Source organism: Agromyces terreus, from assembly GCF_009749465.1.
GTDB lineage: Bacteria > Actinomycetota > Actinomycetes > Actinomycetales > Microbacteriaceae > Agromyces > Agromyces terreus.
Genome location: NZ_WBIS01000001.1, coordinates 970609 through 989772 on the forward strand (window position 1 = coordinate 970609; position 19164 = coordinate 989772).

16 protein-coding genes, 1 tRNA gene and 1 other RNA gene are annotated in these 19164 nt (G+C 70.1%); 9 read left to right on the top strand and 9 right to left on the bottom strand.

The features are described from left to right. Positions 1–11: 11 nt before the first annotated feature. Positions 12–725 carry a DUF4191 domain-containing protein gene (locus tag GQQ92_RS04365; RefSeq protein WP_156997959.1) on the top strand — a complete coding sequence of 238 codons (714 nt, stop codon included), beginning with the start codon at positions 12–14 and terminating at the stop codon, positions 723–725. A 154-nt stretch (positions 726–879) separates the two neighbouring features. On the opposite strand, the gene GQQ92_RS04370 is transcribed toward GQQ92_RS04365, so the two are convergent. Beyond that, a complete protein-coding gene (locus GQQ92_RS04370) occupies positions 880–1314 on the bottom strand; it encodes an RDD family protein (RefSeq protein WP_156997960.1) in 435 nt (144 codons plus the stop codon). A 147-nt stretch (positions 1315–1461) separates the two neighbouring features. Here GQQ92_RS04370 and glnA (GQQ92_RS04375) point away from each other — a divergent pair, with 147 nt between their 5' ends. Continuing rightward, positions 1462–2886: a type I glutamate--ammonia ligase gene (gene glnA / locus GQQ92_RS04375; RefSeq protein WP_156997961.1), complete on the top strand. Its 1425-nt coding sequence runs from the start codon at positions 1462–1464 to the stop codon at positions 2884–2886. Between the two features lie 96 nt (positions 2887–2982). Here the strand turns inward: glnA (GQQ92_RS04375) and GQQ92_RS04380 are convergent, their stop codons facing one another. Both GQQ92_RS04380 and glnA (GQQ92_RS04385) read right to left on the bottom strand, forming a co-directional pair. Further along, complete coding sequence (locus tag GQQ92_RS04380) at positions 2983–6000, bottom strand: bifunctional [glutamine synthetase] adenylyltransferase/[glutamine synthetase]-adenylyl-L-tyrosine phosphorylase (RefSeq protein WP_156997962.1); 3018 nt, start codon at positions 5998–6000, stop codon at positions 2983–2985. Between the two features lie 9 nt (positions 6001–6009). Further along, positions 6010–7347, bottom strand: coding sequence for a type I glutamate--ammonia ligase (glnA, locus tag GQQ92_RS04385; RefSeq protein WP_156997963.1), 1338 nt, complete (start codon positions 7345–7347; stop codon positions 6010–6012). A gap of 86 nt (positions 7348–7433) precedes the next feature. Here glnA (GQQ92_RS04385) and panB point away from each other — a divergent pair, with 86 nt between their 5' ends. Next, the gene (gene panB / locus GQQ92_RS04390; protein WP_156997964.1) at positions 7434–8348 is read left to right on the top strand and encodes a 3-methyl-2-oxobutanoate hydroxymethyltransferase; all 915 of its coding nucleotides are present in this window, start codon (positions 7434–7436) and stop codon (positions 8346–8348) included. A gap of 16 nt (positions 8349–8364) precedes the next feature. Here panB and GQQ92_RS04395 read toward each other — a convergent pair whose 3' ends face one another. Beyond that, on the bottom strand, positions 8365–8550 hold the full coding sequence (locus tag GQQ92_RS04395; protein WP_156997965.1) for an SPOR domain-containing protein: 186 nt from the start codon (positions 8548–8550) through the stop codon (positions 8365–8367). Positions 8551–8561: 11 nt separating this feature from the next. On the opposite strand from GQQ92_RS04395, the gene map reads away from it, so the two are divergent. Further along, the gene (gene map, locus GQQ92_RS04400) at positions 8562–9425 is read left to right on the top strand and encodes a type I methionyl aminopeptidase (RefSeq protein WP_156997966.1); all 864 of its coding nucleotides are present in this window, start codon (positions 8562–8564) and stop codon (positions 9423–9425) included. Positions 9426–9460: 35 nt separating this feature from the next. Beyond that, entirely contained in the window at positions 9461–10216 is a 756-nt protein-coding gene (gene ppgK, locus GQQ92_RS04405; RefSeq protein WP_156997967.1) for a polyphosphate--glucose phosphotransferase, read from the top strand. Positions 10217–10249: 33 nt separating this feature from the next. Here ppgK and rnpB read toward each other — a convergent pair. The 5 genes from rnpB to GQQ92_RS04430 form a co-directional block, all read right to left on the bottom strand. After that, positions 10250–10625, bottom strand: an RNA gene (rnpB, locus tag GQQ92_RS04410) — RNase P RNA component class A. 57 nt (positions 10626–10682) lie between these two features. Next, complete coding sequence (locus tag GQQ92_RS04415; protein ID WP_156997968.1) at positions 10683–11420, bottom strand: zinc ribbon domain-containing protein; 738 nt, start codon at positions 11418–11420, stop codon at positions 10683–10685. Between the two features lie 37 nt (positions 11421–11457). Further along, a complete protein-coding gene (locus GQQ92_RS04420) occupies positions 11458–12288 on the bottom strand; it encodes a Nif3-like dinuclear metal center hexameric protein (RefSeq protein WP_197738060.1) in 831 nt (276 codons plus the stop codon). 35 nt (positions 12289–12323) lie between these two features. Continuing rightward, a tRNA-Val gene (locus tag GQQ92_RS04425) sits at positions 12324–12396 on the bottom strand. A 96-nt stretch (positions 12397–12492) separates the two neighbouring features. Further along, complete coding sequence (locus GQQ92_RS04430; RefSeq protein ID WP_156997970.1) at positions 12493–12960, bottom strand: peroxiredoxin; 468 nt, start codon at positions 12958–12960, stop codon at positions 12493–12495. 168 nt (positions 12961–13128) lie between these two features. Between GQQ92_RS04430 and aceE the strand changes: the two genes are divergently transcribed. From aceE to GQQ92_RS04450, 4 genes are all read left to right on the top strand, one after another. Then, positions 13129–15855 (top strand): pyruvate dehydrogenase (acetyl-transferring), homodimeric type, encoded by a 2727-nt coding sequence (gene aceE / locus GQQ92_RS04435; protein ID WP_156997971.1) that lies wholly within the window; start codon positions 13129–13131, stop codon positions 15853–15855. A gap of 6 nt (positions 15856–15861) precedes the next feature. Continuing rightward, a complete protein-coding gene (locus GQQ92_RS04440) occupies positions 15862–17067 on the top strand; it encodes a PucR family transcriptional regulator (RefSeq protein WP_156997972.1) in 1206 nt (401 codons plus the stop codon). 106 nt (positions 17068–17173) lie between these two features. Further along, positions 17174–18094 (top strand): ACP S-malonyltransferase, encoded by a 921-nt coding sequence (locus tag GQQ92_RS04445; RefSeq protein WP_156997973.1) that lies wholly within the window; start codon positions 17174–17176, stop codon positions 18092–18094. A gap of 37 nt (positions 18095–18131) precedes the next feature. Continuing rightward, the gene (locus GQQ92_RS04450) at positions 18132–19136 is read left to right on the top strand and encodes a beta-ketoacyl-ACP synthase III (RefSeq protein WP_156997974.1); all 1005 of its coding nucleotides are present in this window, start codon (positions 18132–18134) and stop codon (positions 19134–19136) included. The last annotated feature ends 28 nt before the right edge of the window (positions 19137–19164 follow it).

Sequence of the window (19164 nt, forward strand, 5' to 3'; positions counted from 1 at the left end):
TCCTTGTCACCATGGCACGCACCAAGGACTCGTCGTCTGCTCCGAAGGAACCCGGCCGTCTGAAGCAGATGTGGCAGGTCTTCCAGATGACCCGTCGCTACGATCCGACGGCGCAGTGGTTGATGCTCCTGGTGTTCCTGGCACCCGTGATCGTCGGCCTCGGCCTGGCACTGTGGCTCAGCGAGGGCAACGGGTTCACCATCGCGCTCTGGATCATCGCGGGCGTGCTCGCGGGCGTGCTGCTCGCGATGATCGTGCTCGGTCGTCGCGCCGAGCGGGCCGCGTACTCGCAGATCGAGGGCCAGCCCGGTGCGGTCGGCGCGGTGCTCCGCAGCGGGCTCCGCGGAGGTTGGATCGGCAACGAGATGCCGGTCGCCGTCAACGGCAAGACGCAGGACGCGATCTACCGCTCCGTCGGCCGCGGAGGCGTCGCGCTCATCAGCGAAGGCCCCCTCTCGCGCACGCAGCGCATGCTCGACGACGAGAAGCGCAAGGTCGCGCGCATCCTCCCGAACGTCCCGGTCACGCTGATCTCCGTCGGCGACGACGAAGGGTCCATCGAACTGCACCGGCTTCCGGCCACGCTGCGCAAGATCAAGCGCACGCTCACGAAGCCCGAGGTCCTCGCGGTCTCGAACCGCCTCAACTCGCTGCAGAACTCGCTGCCGATCCCGAAGGGCATCGACCCGATGAAGGCGCGCCCGCAGCGCGGCAAGATGCGCTGATCACCGACGCAGGCGAGCTCGACGAAGCGGCATCCGATCAGATCGGATGCCGCTTCGTCGTCGATGGGTGCGTCACGCGGCTGCCGCGGTGATCCGGATGCCGCAGCCGCGCGCCGCACCGGCCGTGCCCGTTGCGCCGTGCAGGGCCCGGCACTCAGGCCCGGATCAGGACGGTGCCGGCGATCTTGTCGTGGAACCCGCGCTGGTCGGAATCCCAGACGAGCACGGGCACGACGATCGCGAGCAGGACCGTGCGCACGATCGGACGCCAGAGCCCGACCCATCCGCCGCTGATCGGCACGATGCGCAGGCCCGCGACGCGGTGGCCGACGCTGCCGCCGATCGTCGGGATGAAGACGATCTGCATGAGGACGAAGATGCCGAGCGTGAGCCACGAGTGCAGGGTCGAGCTGTACGGGGCGAACGCGAGGGCGATGAGGATCGCCGCCGCCCAGTCGACGGCGATCGCGAGGAAACGGCGTCCGACGCGGCCGACGGAGCCGCGCCCCTCGTCGGGGAGGCCGAGTCGTTGCCCGGGCCACCGGCTGGGTTCGAGTCGTCCGAACGTCGTCGGTGTAGAGTCAGGCATCCATGGATTCTACCGGCGGCCCCCTGCGTAACATGCCGGAAACAAACGCGTCACGGTAGAGAAACCCTCCCTCTGTACGGTCGACAATGGCTGTGCACGTCCGTCCGGCCTCGCCGGTTCAACTCGCCCCCTTGGAGATTCCAACCCATGTTCAGTGATTCCTCTGAAGTCCTCAAGTTCATCAAGGAGACGGATGTCAAGTTCCTCGACATCCGCTTCACCGACCTCCCGGGCGTGCAGCAGCACTTCAACATCCCGGCGTCGACCGTCGACGAGGAGTTCTTCACGGTCGGGCAGCTCTTCGACGGCTCCTCGATCCGCGGGTTCGCGAACATCCACGAGTCCGACATGCAGCTCATCCCCGATGTGACCACCGCGTACATCGACCAGTTCCGCACCGCGCGCACCCTGGTCATGGTGTTCGACATCTACAACCCGCGCAACGGCGAGATCTATTCGAAGGACCCGCGTCAGGTCGCCAAGAAGGCCGAGAAGTACCTCGCGTCGACCGGCATCGCCGACACCGCGTTCTTCGCCCCCGAGGCCGAGTTCTACATCTTCGACGACGTGCGCTACGAGGTCAACCAGCACTCGAGCTTCTACTCGGTCGACTCCGAAGAGGGCGCCTGGAACTCGGGTCGCACCGAAGAAGGCGGAAACCTCGCCAACAAGACCCCGTACAAGGGCGGCTACTTCCCGGTCTCCCCCGTCGACAAGACGGCCGACCTGCGCGATGACATCACGCTGAACCTGATCGAGTCGGGCTTCACGCTCGAGCGCTCGCACCACGAGGTGGGCACCGGCGGCCAGCAGGAGATCAACTACCGCTTCGACACCATGGTGCACGCGGCCGACGACATCCTGAAGTTCAAGTACATCGTCAAGAACACGGCCGAGCAGTGGGGCAAGTCCGCCACGTTCATGCCCAAGCCTCTCTTCGGCGACAACGGTTCGGGCATGCACACCCACCAGTCGCTGTGGAACGACGGCAAGCCCCTCTTCTACGACGAGGCCGGCTACGGCGGCCTGTCCGACCTGGCTCGCTGGTACATCGGCGGCCTGCTGAAGCACGCCCCCGCTGTGCTCGCGTTCACGAACCCGACGGTGAACTCGTACCACCGCCTCGTGCCGGGCTTCGAGGCCCCCGTGAACCTGGTCTACTCGGCGGGCAACCGTTCCGCGTCGATCCGCATCCCGATCACGGGCACCAACCCGAAGGCCAAGCGCATCGAGTTCCGTGCGCCGGATGCCTCGGGCAACCCGTACCTCGCCTTCGCCGCGCAGCTCATGGCCGGCCTCGACGGCATCAAGAACCGCATCGAGCCGCACGAGCCCGTCGACAAGGACCTCTACGAGCTTCCCCCCGAGGAGGCGAAGGCGATCCCGCAGGTCCCGGGCTCGCTCGGCGAGGCGCTCGAGGCGCTCGAGGCGGACCACGACTTCCTCCTCGAGGGCGGCGTGTTCACCAAGGAGCTCATCGAGACTTGGATCGACTACAAGCGCGAGCGCGAGCTGAAGCCCCTGGCTCAGCGTCCGCACCCGTTCGAGTTCGAGCTGTACTACGGCGTCTGATCCGGACTCCCTGCGTTCCCGGAGGGGCCCGCATCGCTTCGGCGGTGCGGGCCCCTTCCGCGTCTCGAGAGCCGGCGCCGCAGCAACGGACGCGTCTCAGTGGGTCGACGGTTCGCGACGCTCTTCTTCACCGTAGAACCCGCGCTCGAAGACGGCACGGGCGCGACGCGTGACCCCGAGGTAGTCGTGCTCGAGCTGCGTGGCGGAGCCGGGCGGGTACCCCATGATGCGTGCGACGCCCTCGAGCTGGGTGCGTTCAACGGGAAGCACGTCGGTCGTTCGCTGGAGCCAGAGCGTGAGCGATGAGCGGGCGCGCGAGGCGAACAGCCAGGCGATGCGCAACGTCTCGGCATCGGATTCCGCGATGTACCCGTGCTCGACGCACGCGGCGAGGGCGTCGAGCGTCGACGTGGTTCGCAGGTCGGGCGCCGAGGCCGCATGCTCGAGCTGCTCGAGCTGCACGAACCACTCGACGTCGCTGAGCGAGCCGCGCCCGAGCTTGAGGTGGCGCGTGGGGTCGGCCCCCTGCGGGAGGCGTTCGTTCTCGACGCGCGCCTTGATGCGCTTGACCTCGCGGATGTCGCGATCGGAGATCTGCTCGGGATAGCGGATCGTGTCGGCGAGGAGGGTGAAGTCCTCGATGAGCCCGCGGTCGCCGGCCACTCCGCGCGCCCGGAGCAGCGCCTGGGCCTCCCAGGTGAGCGACCAGCGTGCGTAGTAGGCGCGGTAGGCGTCGAGCGAACGCACGACGACGCCGTTGCGACCCTCGGGGCGCAGATCGGCATCGAGTTCGAACGGGAGCCGGGCATCCTCGCTCAGTCGCACGAGTTCGGCGACGATGCGGAGGGCCTGGGAATGAGCGGCGTCGGGCGCTTCGTCGGCGGGGCGGTACACGTAGATGATGTCGGCGTCGCTGCTGATGCCGAGTTCGCGCCCGCCGAAGCGGCCCATGCCGATGACCGCGAACTCGATGCCATCGGGCGCCGACCGGCGGATGGTCGCGAGCAACGCCGCGATATGGTTCTCGGTCACATCGCTGAGCGCCTTGCCGAGGTCTTCGACCGTGACGACATCGAGGATCGCCGCGAGGGCGAGTCGGAGGATCTCGCGACGACGGATGGCACGGAAGATCTTCGCGGCGGCCTCGGCGTCGGCGTGCCTCGCCAGGACGGCGCGGCCCTCCTCCTCGAGCGCCTCGATGCTGCGCGGGCGGAGCTCGTCGAGGTCTTCGAGCCAGGCGACCGCCTCGGGGCTGTGTTCGAGGAGCACGGCGGCGTATCGCGAGCCGGAGAGCACCCTCGTGAGGTTGAGCGCGGCGTCGGAGCTGTCGCGGAGCAGGCGCAGGTACCAGTGCGTCGTGCCGAGCGTGTCGCTCAGCCTGCGGAAGGAGAGGAGGCCGAAGTCGGGGTCGGTGCCCTCGGCGAACCAGGAGATCAGGACGGGCATGAGGTTGCGCTGGATCTGCGCCCTCCGCGAGACGCCGGCGGTGAGCGCGCCGATGTGCGCGAGCGCTCCACGGGGGTCGCGGAACCCGATCGCCGCGAGCCTCGCCTCGGCCTGGGCGCTCGTGAGCTCGAGACCGGATGCCGGCAGTGCGGCGACCGCGGAGAGCAGCGGCCGGTAGAAGAGGCGTTCATGCAGACCGCGCACGCGCTGGCGCACGCTCTGCCAGACCTCCCCGAGCCGTTCGGCGTCGGGGGCGAGACCGGACGCACGGGCGATGCGGCGCCTCCCGGCGGCGTCGAGCGGCATCAGGTGCGTGCGTCGGAGCCGTTCGAGTTGCAGACGGTGCTCGAGGACTCTCAGCAGCCGGTAGTCGCGTGAGAACTCCGCGGCCTCCTCTCGCCCGACGTAGCCGTTGTCGGCGAGGGCTTCGAGCGCCGGAAGCGTGCCCTTCTGATGGATGGCGTCGTCGCTCGCACCGTGGACGAGCTGCAACAACTGCACGGTGAACTCGATGTCGCGGAGTCCCCCGGGCCCGAGCTTGACCTGGAGGGCCACCTCGTCGGCGGGGATGAACTCCGTCACCCGTTCGCGCATGCGCTGCACCGACTCGACGAAGCCCTCGCGGCTCGAGCTGGTCCAGACCTTGGGCCCCACCCCTGCTGCATACCGGGCGCCGAGCTCGGCATCGCCCGCGAGCGGCCGCGCTTTCAGCAGGGCCTGGAACTCCCAGCTCTTCGCCCAGCGGTCGTAGTACTGCAGGTGCGAGTCGAGCGTGCGCACCAGCGCGCCGTCTTTCCCTTCGGGGCGGAGGTTCGGGTCGACCTCCCAGAGGAGCGGTTCGATGGCCGGCTCCGAGATGACGCGCATGAGGATCATCGCGAGCCGGGTCGCGATCTCGAGGGCGCGCGCGTCGGACACGATGTCTTCGTCGGCGGACTCCCCCACGTAGATGACGTCGACGTCGCTGACATAGTTGAGCTCCCGCGCCCCGGCCTTGCCCATGCCGATGATCGCCAGCCTCGTCGCGGCGACCTCGGCCTCTGGGTAGCGCCCCGGGGCCGCCGGAGCGCCCTCGGTGCGGGAACTCGCGAGACGTGCGACGCTCAGCGCGGCATCGAGCGTCGCGCCCGCGAGGTCGGCGAGGCCGGCGGCGACGGTCTCGACCGCGTCGACGGCGTCGAGGCGGGTGAGGTCGTACACCGCGATGCGGGCGAGCAGGCTGCGGTACCGGACGCGCAACGCGGTCGACGCGGACTCGACGGATGCCCCGGGCGCGCTCCACGCCTCGGCGACCGCGCCGAGCATCAGCTCACGCGCCTCGTCGGCCCGGAAGGGCGGGGCCGGCACCTCGTGGAGGAGCGCGAGCTCGGCCGGATGCCGCAGCAGGAAGTCGGCGAAGCCCCTCGACGCCCCGACCAGGCGGGCGAACCGCTCGGCCGACGACGGCTGCTCGAGCACCGACGCGATCTCCTGCGGTGCGCGGGCGAGCAGGCGATCGGTCGCGATGAGCGCCTCATCGGGATCGGCCGCGTGCGCGAACGCCTCGAGCAGGACCTCCTCGTCGAGCGCCGTCGCCTCCGCGAGCGCTCCGAGGCGCTCGGCGGAGGCCGACAGGTCGTCGAAACCGGCACGGGCGAGCCGTGCAAGCGTCGGTGCCTGGCGGGACATCTGGTCAGGTCAGAGGATCTCGACGTTGCGCTGCAGCTCGAAGGGCGTCACCTGCGTGCGGTAATCGCGCCACTCGGCCCGCTTGTTCGCGAGGACATAGTTGTAGACCTGCTCCCCGAGCGTCTCGGCGACGAGCTCGGAGTTCTCCATGAACTCGATCGCGTGGTCGAGGCTCGCCGGCAGCGGGCTGTAGCCGAGGGCCCGCCGCTCGCTGTCGGTGAGCGCCCAGACGTCGTCTTCGGCCTCGGCGGGCAGCTCGTAGCCCTCTTCGATGCCCTTCATTCCGGCGGCGAGGAGCAGCGAGAACGCGAGGTACGGGTTCGCGGCCGAGTCGATGGCGCGGTACTCGACGCGGGCGCTCTGCCCCTTGTTGGGCTTGTAGAGCGGCACCCGCACGAGCGCCGAGCGGTTGTTGTGGCCCCAGCACACGAAGCTCGGCGCCTCGTCGCCGCCCCAGAGCCGCTTGTACGAGTTCACGAACTGGTTCGTCACGGCCGAGATCTCGTGCGCGTGACGCAGCAGGCCGGCGATGAAGTGGCGACCGATCTTCGAGAGCTGGTACTGCGAACCGGCCTCGTAGAACGCGTTCGCGTCGCCCTCGAACAGCGAGAGGTGGGTGTGCATGCCGCTGCCGGGGAACTGCGAGAACGGCTTCGGCATGAACGTCGCGTAGACGCCCTGCTCGATCGCGACCTCTTTGATGACCGTGCGGAAGGTCATGATGTTGTCGGCCGTGGTGAGCGCGTCGGCGTACCGGAGGTCGATCTCGTTCTGACCGGGACCGGCCTCGTGGTGGCTGAACTCGACCGAGATGCCGAGGTCTTCGAGCATGCGCACCGAGCGCCGACGGAAGTCGTGCGCGGTGCCGCCCGGCACGTTGTCGAAGTATCCGGCCGAATCGACCGGCTGGGGGCCCTCGGGCCCGAACTTCGACGACTTGAGCAGGTAGAACTCGATCTCGGGGTGCGTGTAGAACGTGAAGCCCCGGTCGGCGGCTCGCGCCAGGGTGCGCTTCAGCACGTTGCGCGGATCGGCGACGGCGGGCTCGCCGTCGGGCGTCGTGATGTCGCAGAACATGCGCGCGGTGGGGTCGATGTCGCCCCGCCACGGCAACGTCTGGAACGTCGTCGGATCCGGATAGGCCAGCAGGTCGGACTCGTAGGTGCGGCTCAGCCCCTCGATGGCGGAGCCGTCGAAGCCGATGCCCTCGGTGAAGGCGCCCTCGACCTCGGCCGGGGCGATCGCCACCGACTTCAGGGTGCCGACCACGTCGGTGAACCAGAGTCTGACGAACTTGACTCCCCGCTCCTCGATCGTGCGAAGAACGAAGTCGCGCTGCTTATCCATCCACACCCTCTCTCGCATCTCTCAGGGTAGCGGTTCCGCGGGGCTCGGGACGCCGCTTCGAGGGGAGCGTGTGGAAGACTTGCGGCATGTCCGAGCAGCCCGCGTCCCCTTCCGCCGCCGATCCGCTCTCCGGCGGAGCGTCGCCCGCCGGCGACCAGAGCGTCGAGGCGAACCCCTACGGCGGCGTCGCGGCATCCGGCGGACCGAAGCGGGTCCGCACCCGGCACTTCCGCAACGCCAAGCGCGACGGCATCAAGATCACCGGCCTCACGAGCTACGACCAGCTGACCGCACGCATCTTCGACCGTGCCGGCATCGACTTCCTGCTCGTCGGCGACTCGTCGGGCAACAACGTCTTCGGCTACGAGACCACGCTCCCGGTGACGGTCGACGAGCTCATCCCCCTCACCCGGGCGGTGGCCGGCGCGGTCGAGCGCGCCTTCGTGATCGCCGACATGCCGTTCGGCTCCTACGAGGTCGGCGCCGAGGAGGCCCTGCACACCGCGATCCGCTTCATGAAGGAGACCGGGGCGCACGCGGTCAAGCTCGAGGGCGGCGTGCGCAGCGCCGAGCAGATCCGGCGGGTCGTGCAGGCCGGCATCCCGGTGATGGCCCACATCGGCTACACGCCGCAGAGCGAGCACGGGCTCGGCGGGCACATCATCCAGGGTCGCGGAGAGGGCATCGAGCAGCTCCTCGCCGACGCGGACGCCGTGCAGGACGCCGGCGCATTCGCCGTGGTGCTCGAGATGGTCCCGTCCGACGCAGCCCGGCAGGTGACCGAGCGGCTCGACATCCCGACGATCAGCGTCGGCGCCGGGCCCGACACCGACGGCCAGCTCCTCGTCTGGACCGACTGGGCGGGGCTCACCACGGGCCGCGTGCCGAAGTTCGTGAAGCAGTACGCCGATCTCGCCGGAATCCTCGGCCAGGCCGCGGCGGAATGGCGCGACGACGTCGCCGACGGCCGGTACCCCGGACCGGAGCACAGCTACGAGTGATCGGATGCCGCGGGGATCAGTCCTCCGCGGCGTCCTCCTCCGACCACTTCGCGCTGTTGGCGCGAAGGATCTCGAGGGCGCGGGAGGCCTCCTCGCGCGTGTCGAACGGACCCACGCGATCGACGGAGGGCGACTGGAACCCCTGCTCGACCTCGCCCGTCTTGAGGTTGTACCAGAAACGGTGCTCGATATCCTCGGACATAGGCTGATCCTATGCCGAAGGATGCCGCTGGCCACCTGATCCCCGGACGCCTGTCGCCGATGCGCCGCGTCCCGTCGTCGATCCCCCGCCCCGAATACGTCGGCCGCGCCGCGCCGGCCGAGAACACGGCCGGTGATCGGTACACGCCCGACGAGGTCGGACGCGTGCGCGCCGCCGGTCGCATCGCGGCGCAGGCGATCGAGGCGGCGGCATCCGCGATCCGACCGGGCGTCACGACCGACGAACTGGACCGGATCGTGCACGACTTCGTCGTCGACCACGGCGCGTACCCGTCGACGCTCGGGTACCGCGGTTACCCGAAGTCCTCGTGCACGTCCGTCAACGAGGTCATCTGCCACGGCATCCCCGACGACACCGTGCTGGAGGACGGGGACCTCGTCAACATCGACGTCACGGCCTACCTCGACGGCTACCACGGCGACCTGAACCACACGTTCCTCGTGGGCGAGGCGGGCGACGAGGCGGGGCTGCTCGTCGAGCGCACCCGCGAGGCATTGGCGCGAGGCATCCGCGCCGTCGCGCCCGGCCGTCAGGTGAACGTCATCGGGCGCGCGATCGAGGCGTACGCGAAGCGCTTCGGATACGGCGTCGTACGCGACTACACCGGCCACGGGGTGGGCCGGGCGTTCCATACCGGGCTCGTGATCCCCCACTACGACGCGCCGCAGTTCGACACCGTGATCGAACCGGGCATGATCTTCACGATCGAGCCGATGCTCACCCTCGGTGGGATCGAATGGGATGTCTGGGCCGACGACTGGACCGTCGTGACCCGCGACCGCTCGCTCACCGCGCAGTTCGAGCACACCCTCGTCGTCACCGAGCGCGGAACCGAGATCCTCACCCTTCCTTGAGCGGCCGGCCGCACCCGTCGCGATAGTGTGGCGGCATGGCGACCAAGCACGCGATCGGCATCGACATCGGCGGAACGGGCATCAAGGGGGCGATCGTCGATCTCGAGACCGGCGCCCTCGTCAGCGAGCGCCGCAAGGTGCGCACACCCGCGGGCGGCGAGCCCGACGACATCATCGCCGCCACGACCGAGCTGCTCGAGACCATCGGCGAGGACGGCGACATCGACGGACTCGCGCTCGGCGTGTGCTTCCCGGCCATCGTGAAGCGGGGGCACACGCTCTCGGCGGCGAACGTCTCCGAGCAGTGGATCGGGCTCGCGGCGGAGGAACGCTTCGAGCAGTCGCTCGGCCGCGACATCCACTTCATCAACGATGCGGATGCCGCCGGCGTGGCCGAACTCCGGTTCGGCGCCGCAGCCGACGTCGACGGCCTCGTGATCCTCACGACGCTGGGCACCGGCATCGGCTCGGCGTTCCTCTACGACGGCGTGCTCGTCCCGAACACCGAACTCGGCCACCTCGAGCTCGACGCCGACGACGCCGAGCACCGCGCCGCGTACTCGGCGATGGAGCGCGAGGAACTCAGCTGGAAGCAGTGGGCGCATCGTCTCCAGCGCTTCTACGCCCACGTGGAGTTCATCTTCTCGCCCGACCTCCTGGTCGTGGGCGGCGGGGTCTCGAAGCATCAAGAGCACTTCCTGCCGCTGCTCGACCTGAAGACGCCGATCGTGCCCGCCGTGCACCGCAACAACGCCGGCATCATCGGCGCCGCCGCGCTCGCCCTGGACTGAGCCGGGCGCGGCCGAGCGCGATGCGGTGGAGTGTGAGCGGGCCGGCTGATACGCCGGGTTCTGTTGACCGGGCGCTTGCGCGACACCGGCTGGACGACCATCTCTCTCGGAGACACGTTGCCGTGCCCCTCCAGCGGCCTACCCGGGAACGGGACGGGCAGCCCCATCGTTCCCTGTCTGACCTTGCTCCGGACGAGGTTTACCGAGCCGACCGCGTCACCGCGGCCGCTGGTGGGCTCTTACCCCACCGTTTCACCCTTACCCGACGCTTGCGCGTCGGGCGGTCTGCTTTCTGTGGCACTGTCTCGCGGGTTGCCCCGGGTGGGTGTTACCCACCGCCCTGCCCTGCGGAGCCCGGACGTTCCTCGGCATCCGATCGCTCGGATGACGCGGCCGTCTTGCCGACCCGCTCACGGGTTCAGCCTACAGGGCGTCACCTCGACGGCCGCCGCCTGCAGGCGACGGCTCAGATGCCGGACTCCTCCGTGCGCACGAGGATGCGGTCGCACTCGGGGCACAGGAGCACCTCGTCGGGCGCGGCGCGACGCACCTCCTCGAGGTCGGAGCCCGTGAGCGTGATCGTGCAGCCGCCACACGTGCGCTGGCGCAGCAGCGCGGCGCCGACGCCGGCGCCGCGCGTGCGACGCTGCTCGTAGTACGCGAGCAGCTCGGGCGGCAGTTCGCCGGCCACGACGGCCCGATCGCGCTCGGCGCCGTCGCGTTCGACGACGAAACCGGCGGATGCCTCATCGCGGGCCGTCTCGAGCGTCGCGGTCTCCTCGGCGATGACGGCGCGCTCGGCGTCGATGGCCGAGACGGCCTGCTCGGCCTCCTCGACGCGCTCCATGACGACGAGCTCCTGGTCTTCGAGGTCGGAGAGGCGCTTCTTCAGCGAGACGAGCTCGGACTCGAGGGCGGCGACGTCCTTGGTGGAGGACGAGTGCTGGAGGCGGTCGCCGTCGCGTGCGATGCGGGCCTCGACGACCTCGACGTCGGACTCGATGCGCTTCAGCTCGGTGCGGGCGTCCTCGAACGTGCCGAGCGCCTCTGCACGCCGGGAGCGCACCGCGGTGTCGCGCTGGGCGAGCTCGGCGATCGGCGCCGTCTGCGGCAGGCTCCCGAGCCGGTGCGCGATCTGCTGCAGGCGCGTGTCGACGGCCTGGAGTCGCAGAAGTTGCTGCTGGTCGGCTGGGCTTGCCTTCACGTGGTGCTCCTTGTGGGATTCGCGGTGGGAATGGTCATCATTGCACGACCTGGAAGTCCCAGGGATCGGTGCGGAGCTCGCTCACGCGGAGCTCGAGATCGGGGTGGGCCTCGGCGAGCTGGGCGGCCGCGGCCTCGAGCCAGAGCCACTCGCTCGCCCAGTGCGACACGTCGACGAGCGCCGGGCCGCCGCCGAGCCGCGACTGCTCGCGCGCCTCGGAGGCGGGGTGATGCCGCAGGTCGGCCGTGATGTAGACGTCAGCGGCGCGGACGGCAGGGTCGCCCAGCAGCGAGTCGCCGGCGCCTCCGCAGACGGCGACGGTCTCGACGACGTCGTCGAATCCGCCCGCGACGCGCACCCCGGTGGCGGTCGGCGGCAGGATCTCGGCCAGGCGGCGCGCGAGGCGGCCGAGCGTCGTCGGCTCGGCGAGGCGCCCGACGCGGCCGAGCCCCTGGCCCGGCGCGGAGCCGGGGCCGGCCGACGGCACGATGGGCGCTGGGTCGATGAGCCCGAGGTGCCCGGCGAGCACGGCCGAGGTGCCGCGCTCGACCACGTCGGCATTGGTGTGCGCCGCGACGAGCGCGCAGTCGCCGCGGATGAGACGGGCGAGCAGCGACCCCTTGTAGCGGTCTTCGGCGACCGTCGTCACCCCGCGCAGCAGGAGCGGATGGTGGGCCACGATCAGGTCGGCGCCCCACTCGATCGCCTCGTCGACCGTGTCGCCCACGGCGTCGACGGTGAGGAGCACGCGCTGCACCGGAGCGGCGGGATCGCCGGCGACCAGGCCGACCGAGTCCCAGGGCTCGGCGCCGGCGACCGGCCAGAGGCGCTCGATCGTGGTGAGGAGGTCTGCGAGGTCGGCGGGCACGCGCCCAAGCCTACCGCCGCGTGCGACCGTGAAGGTGGGCCCTGCCGGGCTCGAACCGACGACATCCACGGTGTAAACGTGGCGCTCTACCAACTGAGCTAAAGGCCCGTCGCGCGAGCGACGCATCCGCCATGCTATCGCGGGTCCGCCGGCCTTCCGAGACGGATGCCCCGGCCGTGCGCGCCGCCCGAGCGCGAAGCGCCGTCAGGGTCCGCCGAGCGAGGCGAGGGCCTCACGGTACTGGTCGATGCTGCGGGGCTGCCCCGGATCGCTGGCGAAGGCCGCCCGGACCACGCCGTCGACGTCGATCACGAAGGTCGCCCGTGCGGCGTGCCCCCGCTCCTCGAGGAAGGCCCCGTACGAGCGCGCGACCTCGCCGTGCGGCCAGAAGTCCGACAGGAGGGGGAAGTCGAACCGCTGCTGCTCGGCCCACGCGCGCAACGCGAACTTCGAGTCGACGGAGACCCCGATCAACTGCACGCCCGCCTCGGCGAACCGCTCGAACCCGTCGCGCAGCGCGCACAGCTCGCCCTCGCACGTGCGCGAGAACGCGAGCGGGAAGAACACGAGGACGACCGGCGCGGCCCGCCTGAGCTCGGCCAGCCGCACCGTCTGGCCGAACTGGTCGGCGAGGGCGAAGTCGGGGGCCGGAGCACCGATCGGGAGCGGCATCCGTTGCTTCCTCCGTTTTGTCGAATGCTGAGCGAAGGCACAGCATACCGGGCCGAAACGTTGTGCGAATGTCACTAGTATTGCGAGGAGTGAGCGGTCGAGACCCGGCCGTTCGTCGTGCGCGCGGGCGCATCGCCCGGCATGATCTGCCGTAGAGAAAGGTCGAGTGTGACTGTCAACGACCAGGACCCCTACTCCGTCGAGTCCTTGGATTCAGACCCCGATGAGACATCCGAGTGGGCCGAGTCCCTCGATGCGCTCGTCACGGCGAAGGGGCACCAGCGTGGTCGCGAGATCATGCTGAGCCTGCTCAAGCGTTCGAAGGAGCTCCACCTCGGAGTGCCGATGGTGCCGACCACGGACTACCTGAACACGATCGCACCCGAGAACGAGCCCGAGTTCCCCGGCGACGAGGACATCGAGCGCCGCTACCGCGCCTGGCTGCGCTGGAACGCCGCGGTCCTCGTGCACCGCGCACAGCGCCCCGACATCGCGGTCGGCGGGCACATCTCCACCTACGCCGGCGCCGCCTCGCTCTACGAGGTCGGACTCAACCACTTCTTCCGCGGCCAGGACCACCCCGGCGGCGGCGACCAGGTGTTCTTCCAGGGTCACGCCTCCCCCGGCATGTACGCCCGCGCGTTCCTCGAGGGGCGCCTCAGCGACGCCGACCTCGACGGCTTCCGCCAGGAGAAGTCGCGGGCGCCGCACGGCCTCTCCTCGTATCCGCACCCGCGGCTCATGCCCGAGTTCTGGCAGTTCCCGACCGTGTCGATGGGCCTCGGCCCGATCAACGCGATCTACCAGGCCCAGCTCAACCGCTACCTCACCAACCGCGGCATCAAGGACGCATCCGACCAGCAGGTCTGGGCGTTCCTCGGCGACGGCGAGATGGACGAGGTCGAGAGCCGCGGCCAGCTCCAGGTCGCCGCGAACGAGGGCCTCGACAACCTCAACTTCGTCATCAACTGCAACCTGCAGCGCCTCGACGGGCCGGTTCGCGGCAACGGCAAGATCATCCAGGAGCTCGAGAGCTACTTCCGCGGCGCCGGCTGGAACGTGATCAAGGTCGTCTGGGGCCGAGAGTGGGACGACCTGCTCGCCCGCGACCACGACGGCGCGCTCCGCAACCTCATGAACGTCACGCCCGACGGCGACTACCAGACGTACAAGACCGAGTCGGGCGCGTACGTGCGCGAGAACTTCTTCGGCCGCGACCCGCGTGCGCTCGAACTCGTCTCCCACCTCAGCGACGACGAGGTCTGGGGCCTCAAGCGCGGCGGCCACGACTACCGCAAGATCTACGCGGCGTTCAAGGCGGCCACCGAGCACAAGGGACAGCCGACGGTCATCCTCGCGAAGACCATCAAGGGCTACGGGCTCGGCAAGTCCTTCGAGGGGCGCAACGCGACCCATCAGATGAAGAAGATGACGCTCGACAACCTCAAGGGCTTCCGCGACGAGATGCGCATCCCCATCTCCGACGCACAGCTCGAGGAGAACCCCTACCTGCCGCCCTACTACCACCCCGGGCAGGGCGACGAGGCGATCCAGTACCTCCAGGAGCGGCGTCGTGCGCTCGGCGGGTACGTGCCCGAGCGTCGCAGCAAGCACGTCGAGATCTCGCTGCCCGACGACTCCGCCTACGCGATCGCGAAGAAGGGCTCCGGCACGCAGGAGATCGCCACCACGATGGCGTTCGTGCGACTGCTGAAGGACCTCATCCGCTCGAAGGACTTCGGCAACCGCATCGTGCCGATCATCCCCGACGAGGCGCGCACGTTCGGCATCGACGCCTTCTTCCCGACCGCGAAGATCTACAACCCGAACGGCCAGCACTACACCTCGGTCGACCGCGAACTGCTGCTCGCCTACAAGGAGAGCCCGCAGGGCCAGATCGTGCACGTCGGCATCAACGAGGCCGGCGCGTTCGCGGCGTTCACGAACATCGGCACGTCGTACGCGACGCAGGGCGAGCCCCTCATCCCCGTGTACGTCTTCTACTCGATGTTCGGGTTCCAGCGCACGGGCGACGCCATGTGGGCCGCCGGCGACCAGATGGCGCGCGGCTTCATCATCGGCGCTACCGCCGGGCGCACCACGCTCACGGGCGAGGGCCTCCAGCACGCCGACGGCCACTCGCCGCTCCTCGCGTCGACGAACCCCGCGGTCGTCAGCTACGACCCCGCCTACGGCTACGAGATCGGCCACATCATGCGCGCCGGCCTCGAGCGCATGTACGGCGGGTCGCACGCCGATCCCAACGTCATGTACTACCTCACGGTGTACAACGAGCCGATCGTGCAACCGGCCGAGCCCGAGGGCGTCGACGTCGACGGCATCCTCCGCGGCATCCACCGGGTCGCCGAGGGCTCCGGCAACGGCCCCTCCGCGCAGATCCTCGCCTCCGGCGTCTCGGTGCCCTGGGCGCTCGAAGCCCAGCAACTCCTCGCCGAGGACTGGGGCGTGTCCGCCGACGTCTGGTCGGTCACGAGCTGGGCCGAGCTGCGACGCGACGGCATCGCCGCCGACGAGCACAACTTCCTGAACCCCGATGCCGAGCCGCGCGTGCCCTACGTGACGTCGAAGCTCGCGGGGGCAGCGGGTCCGTTCGTCGCCGTGTCCGACTACATGCACGCCGTGCCCGACCAGATCCGCGCCTACGTGCCGGGCGACTTCGCGACGCTCGGCGCCGACGACTTCGGGTTCTCCGACACGCGCGCCGCCGCGCGCCGGTTCTTCAAGATCGACGGCCCGTCGATCGTGGTCCGCGCACTCGAGCAGCTCGTCGCCCGCGGCGAGATCGACCGTTCGATCCCGGCGCAGGCCATCGAGAAGTACCGCCTGCACGATGTCAGCGCCGGCACCACCGGTTCCGCCGGCGGCGAGAGCTAACGGAAGGTGGCGAAGCCCCGTACCAAGGAGGAGACGCTCGCGTGGTTGCGAACCATCGCGGGTGAACTGTCGACCCAGACGTTGAAGCGGCTGGAGGACAACCTGTCTTGGTACGGGGACATGCCGCCGAGCCGGCGGTCGGCCGTCGGCCTCGTCGCGCAGGCCGGCATCTCGTCGTTCATCGCGTGGTTCGAGGACCCGCGGTCGACGCCGTGGATCGCCGCCGACGTGTTCGGCGCCGCACCAAGAGAACTGCTGCGCTCGGTGAGCCTGCAGCAGACGCTGCAGTTGATCCGGGTCACCGTCGAGGTCGTCGAAGATCGCGTGAAAGACGGCGGCGAGCCGCTGCGCGAGGCCATCCTGCTCTACTCCCGCGAGATCGCCTTCGCGGCGGCCGACGTCTACGCCCGCGCGGCCGAGGCGCGCGGGCTCTGGGACGCGCGCCTCGAAGCACTCGTCGTCGACTCGATCCTCTCCGGCGAGTACGACGACGAGCTGCCCAGCCGCATCGCGGCGCTCGGCTGGCACGGCCACGGCGAGGTCGCCGTGCTGGTCGGCACCGCGCCGAAGCAGCTCGACGTCGACCACGTGCGCCGCGTCGCCCGGCACATGCAGGCCGACGTGCTCATCGGGGTGCAGGGCAACCGGCTCGTGCTCGTCATCGGCAGGTCCGAGCACCTCGGCCGGCAGCCAGACGAGGTCGGCACCTCCCCCGCGATGTCCTTCATGGAGTTCGCGACGCAGCTCGAGGGGCATTTCGGGCCGGGTCATCTCGTGCTCGGCCACGAGGTGCCGAACCTCGTCGACGCCTCGAAGAGCGCGAAGGCCGCACTCGCCGGTTTCGCCGTGGCACGTTCGTGGCGCCACGCGCCGCGCCCGGTGCATGCCGACGACCTGCTGCCCGAACGGGCTCTCGCGGGCGACCCGCTCGCCAGGGCCACGCTCGTGCACCGCATCTACCGCCCGCTCCAGGCGCATTCCACCGAACTGCTGACGACGCTCTGGAGCTACCTCGACAACGGGCGCTCGCTCGAGGCGACGGCGCGCGAGCTGTTCGTGCACCCGAACACGGTGCGGTACCGCCTGAAGCGCGTCTCCGACGTCATCGGCTGGGACGCGACCGGCGCCCGCGAAGCGCTCATCCTGCAGTCGGCGCTCATCATCGGCTCGATGAGCGATCACGAACACCCGCCCCGGCGTCGTTCGTCCTGACGACGACGGTCGCGTTCCCGCCGCTGTGGGACGCGCACAAGGCTTTCCGCGAGAGCTTGTCGCATCGACACACACGCCGGGCAGCGGTCATTGGCAGACTAGGGACGTGATCGTCGTCGTCTGCCCTGGTCAGGGCTCCCAGACCCCCGGATTCCTCGCCCCTTGGCTCGAGGACTCCTCACGCGCCGAACGGCTCGCCGCCTTCTCCGAGGCCGCGGGGGTCGACCTGGCCCGGCACGGCACCGTCAGCGACGCCGACGCCATCCGGGACACCTCGGTCGCGCAGCCGCTGATCGTCGCGGCCGGCCTGCTCACGCTCGACGCGCTCCTGGCCGACGGCCGAGACGCGCGCATCGGCGGCATCGCGGGCCACTCCGTGGGCGAGATCACGGCGGCCGTCGGCGCGGGCGTGCTGACCCCGGCCGACGCGATGCGGTTCGTCGGGGAGCGCGGCCGGGCCATGGCGGATGCCGCAGCGCAGACGCCCACCGGCATGAGCGCGGTCCTCGGAGGCGACGAGGCAACCCTGCTCGCCCGGCTCGACGAACTCGGCCTGGAACCGGCGAACTTCAACGGCGGCGGCCAGATCGTCGTCGCGGGCGCGCTCGACGCGCTCGAGACGCTGAAGGCCGAGCCGCCGGCCGGCTCGCGCGTGATCCCGCTGCAGGTCGCCGGCGCGTTCCACACGCGCTACATGCGGCCCGCCGTCGACCACCTCGCGGCGGTCGCGGCGACCCTGTCCCCGGCCGACCCCGCGCAGACCCTCTGGACGAACCGCGACGGCAGCACCGCGGCATCCGGATCGGCCTTCGTCGACCTGCTCGTCGGCCAGGTCTCCTCCCCCGTGCGCTGGGATCTCTGCATGGCGTCGTTCGCCGAGGCCGGCGTGACCGGCATCATCGAACTCGCGCCGGCCGGGGCGCTCGTCGGCCTCGCCAAGCGCGCGCTCAAGGGCGTCCCGACCGTCGCCGTCAAGACGCCCGACGATCTCGCGGCCGCCGTCGAACTCATCGAACAGGCCGCCTGATTCGCGGCGACGCCGGAGCACCGAGAGAATGTCGAACATGACCAAGCCCACCCTGCAGCAGTCCCACGGTCCCGCCTACACCCGCATCTACGCCGTCGGGGCCGCCCGCGGCGAGAACGCCGTGCCCAACGCGGATCTCGTCGGCCCGATCGACTCCTCCGACGAGTGGATCCAGCAGCGCACGGGCATCGTCACCCGCACGCGGGCCGGTGCCGACGTCTCGGCGCTCGACCTCGCGACCGAATCCGCGCGCGAGGCCATCGAGAAGTCGGGCGTCGCCCCCGAGCTCATCGACCTCGTCATCGTCGCCACCATCTCGAACGTCCAGCAGACGCCCTCGATGTCGGCCGTGGTCGCCGATCGCGTCGGCGCGAATCCCGCCGCCGCCTACGACACGAACGCAGCGTGCGCGGGCTACGCGTACGCGGTGGCGCAGGCCGACGCCCTGATCCGCACCGGCGTCGCCCACTACGCACTCGTCATCGGCGCCGAGAAGCTCTCCGACGTGGTCGACCCGACCGACCGCTCGATCTCGTTCCTCCTCGGCGACGGTGCGGGCGCCGTCGTCATCGGCCCGAGCGAGTTCCCGGGCATCGCGCGCACCGTCTGGGGGTCCGACGGCTCGAAGGCGGGCGCCGTCGGCATGAACGGCACCCTCACCGAGTTCCGCGACGGTGCGGCCGAGTGGCCCACACTCCGACAGGAGGGGCAGACCGTCTTCCGCTGGGCCGTGTGGGACATGGCGAAGGTCGCCAAGCAGGCCCTCGACGCCGCAGGCGTCTCGGCCGCCGACCTCGCGGCATTCATCCCGCACCAGGCGAACATGCGCATCATCGACGAGTTCGCGAAGCAGCTCAAGCTGCCCGAATCCGTCGTCATCGCCCGCGACATCGCCACGACCGGCAACACGTCGGCCGCGTCCATCCCGCTCGCGACGCACCGTCTGCTCGACGAGCACCCTGAACTCTCGGGGGGCCTCGCCCTCCAGATCGGCTTCGGCGCCGGCCTCGTGTTCGGCGCCCAAGTGGTGGTTCTGCCCTGAACCACCGACCCCCGTCCATCTAGACTGG

Excerpts from the sequence above, each read along its gene's own strand:
- panB (WP_156997964.1), top strand. The coding sequence starts at position 7,434 with ATGTCCGAGCAGCCCGCGTCCCCTTCCGCCGCCGATCCGCTCTCCGGC.
- GQQ92_RS04450 (WP_156997974.1), top strand. The coding sequence starts at position 18,132 with ATGACCAAGCCCACCCTGCAGCAGTCCCACGGTCCCGCCTACACCCGC.
- glnA (WP_156997961.1), top strand. The coding sequence starts at position 1,462 with ATGTTCAGTGATTCCTCTGAAGTCCTCAAGTTCATCAAGGAGACGGAT.
- GQQ92_RS04430 (WP_156997970.1), bottom strand. The coding sequence starts at position 12,960 with ATGCCGCTCCCGATCGGTGCTCCGGCCCCCGACTTCGCCCTCGCCGAC.
- map (WP_156997966.1), top strand. The coding sequence starts at position 8,562 with ATGCCGAAGGATGCCGCTGGCCACCTGATCCCCGGACGCCTGTCGCCG.
- GQQ92_RS04365 (WP_156997959.1), top strand. The coding sequence starts at position 12 with ATGGCACGCACCAAGGACTCGTCGTCTGCTCCGAAGGAACCCGGCCGT.
- GQQ92_RS04395 (WP_156997965.1), bottom strand. The coding sequence starts at position 8,550 with ATGTCCGAGGATATCGAGCACCGTTTCTGGTACAACCTCAAGACGGGC.
- glnA (WP_156997963.1), bottom strand. The coding sequence starts at position 7,347 with ATGGATAAGCAGCGCGACTTCGTTCTTCGCACGATCGAGGAGCGGGGA.
- GQQ92_RS04380 (WP_156997962.1), bottom strand. The coding sequence starts at position 6,000 with ATGTCCCGCCAGGCACCGACGCTTGCACGGCTCGCCCGTGCCGGTTTC.
- GQQ92_RS04370 (WP_156997960.1), bottom strand. The coding sequence starts at position 1,314 with ATGCCTGACTCTACACCGACGACGTTCGGACGACTCGAACCCAGCCGG.
- ppgK (WP_156997967.1), top strand. The coding sequence starts at position 9,461 with ATGGCGACCAAGCACGCGATCGGCATCGACATCGGCGGAACGGGCATC.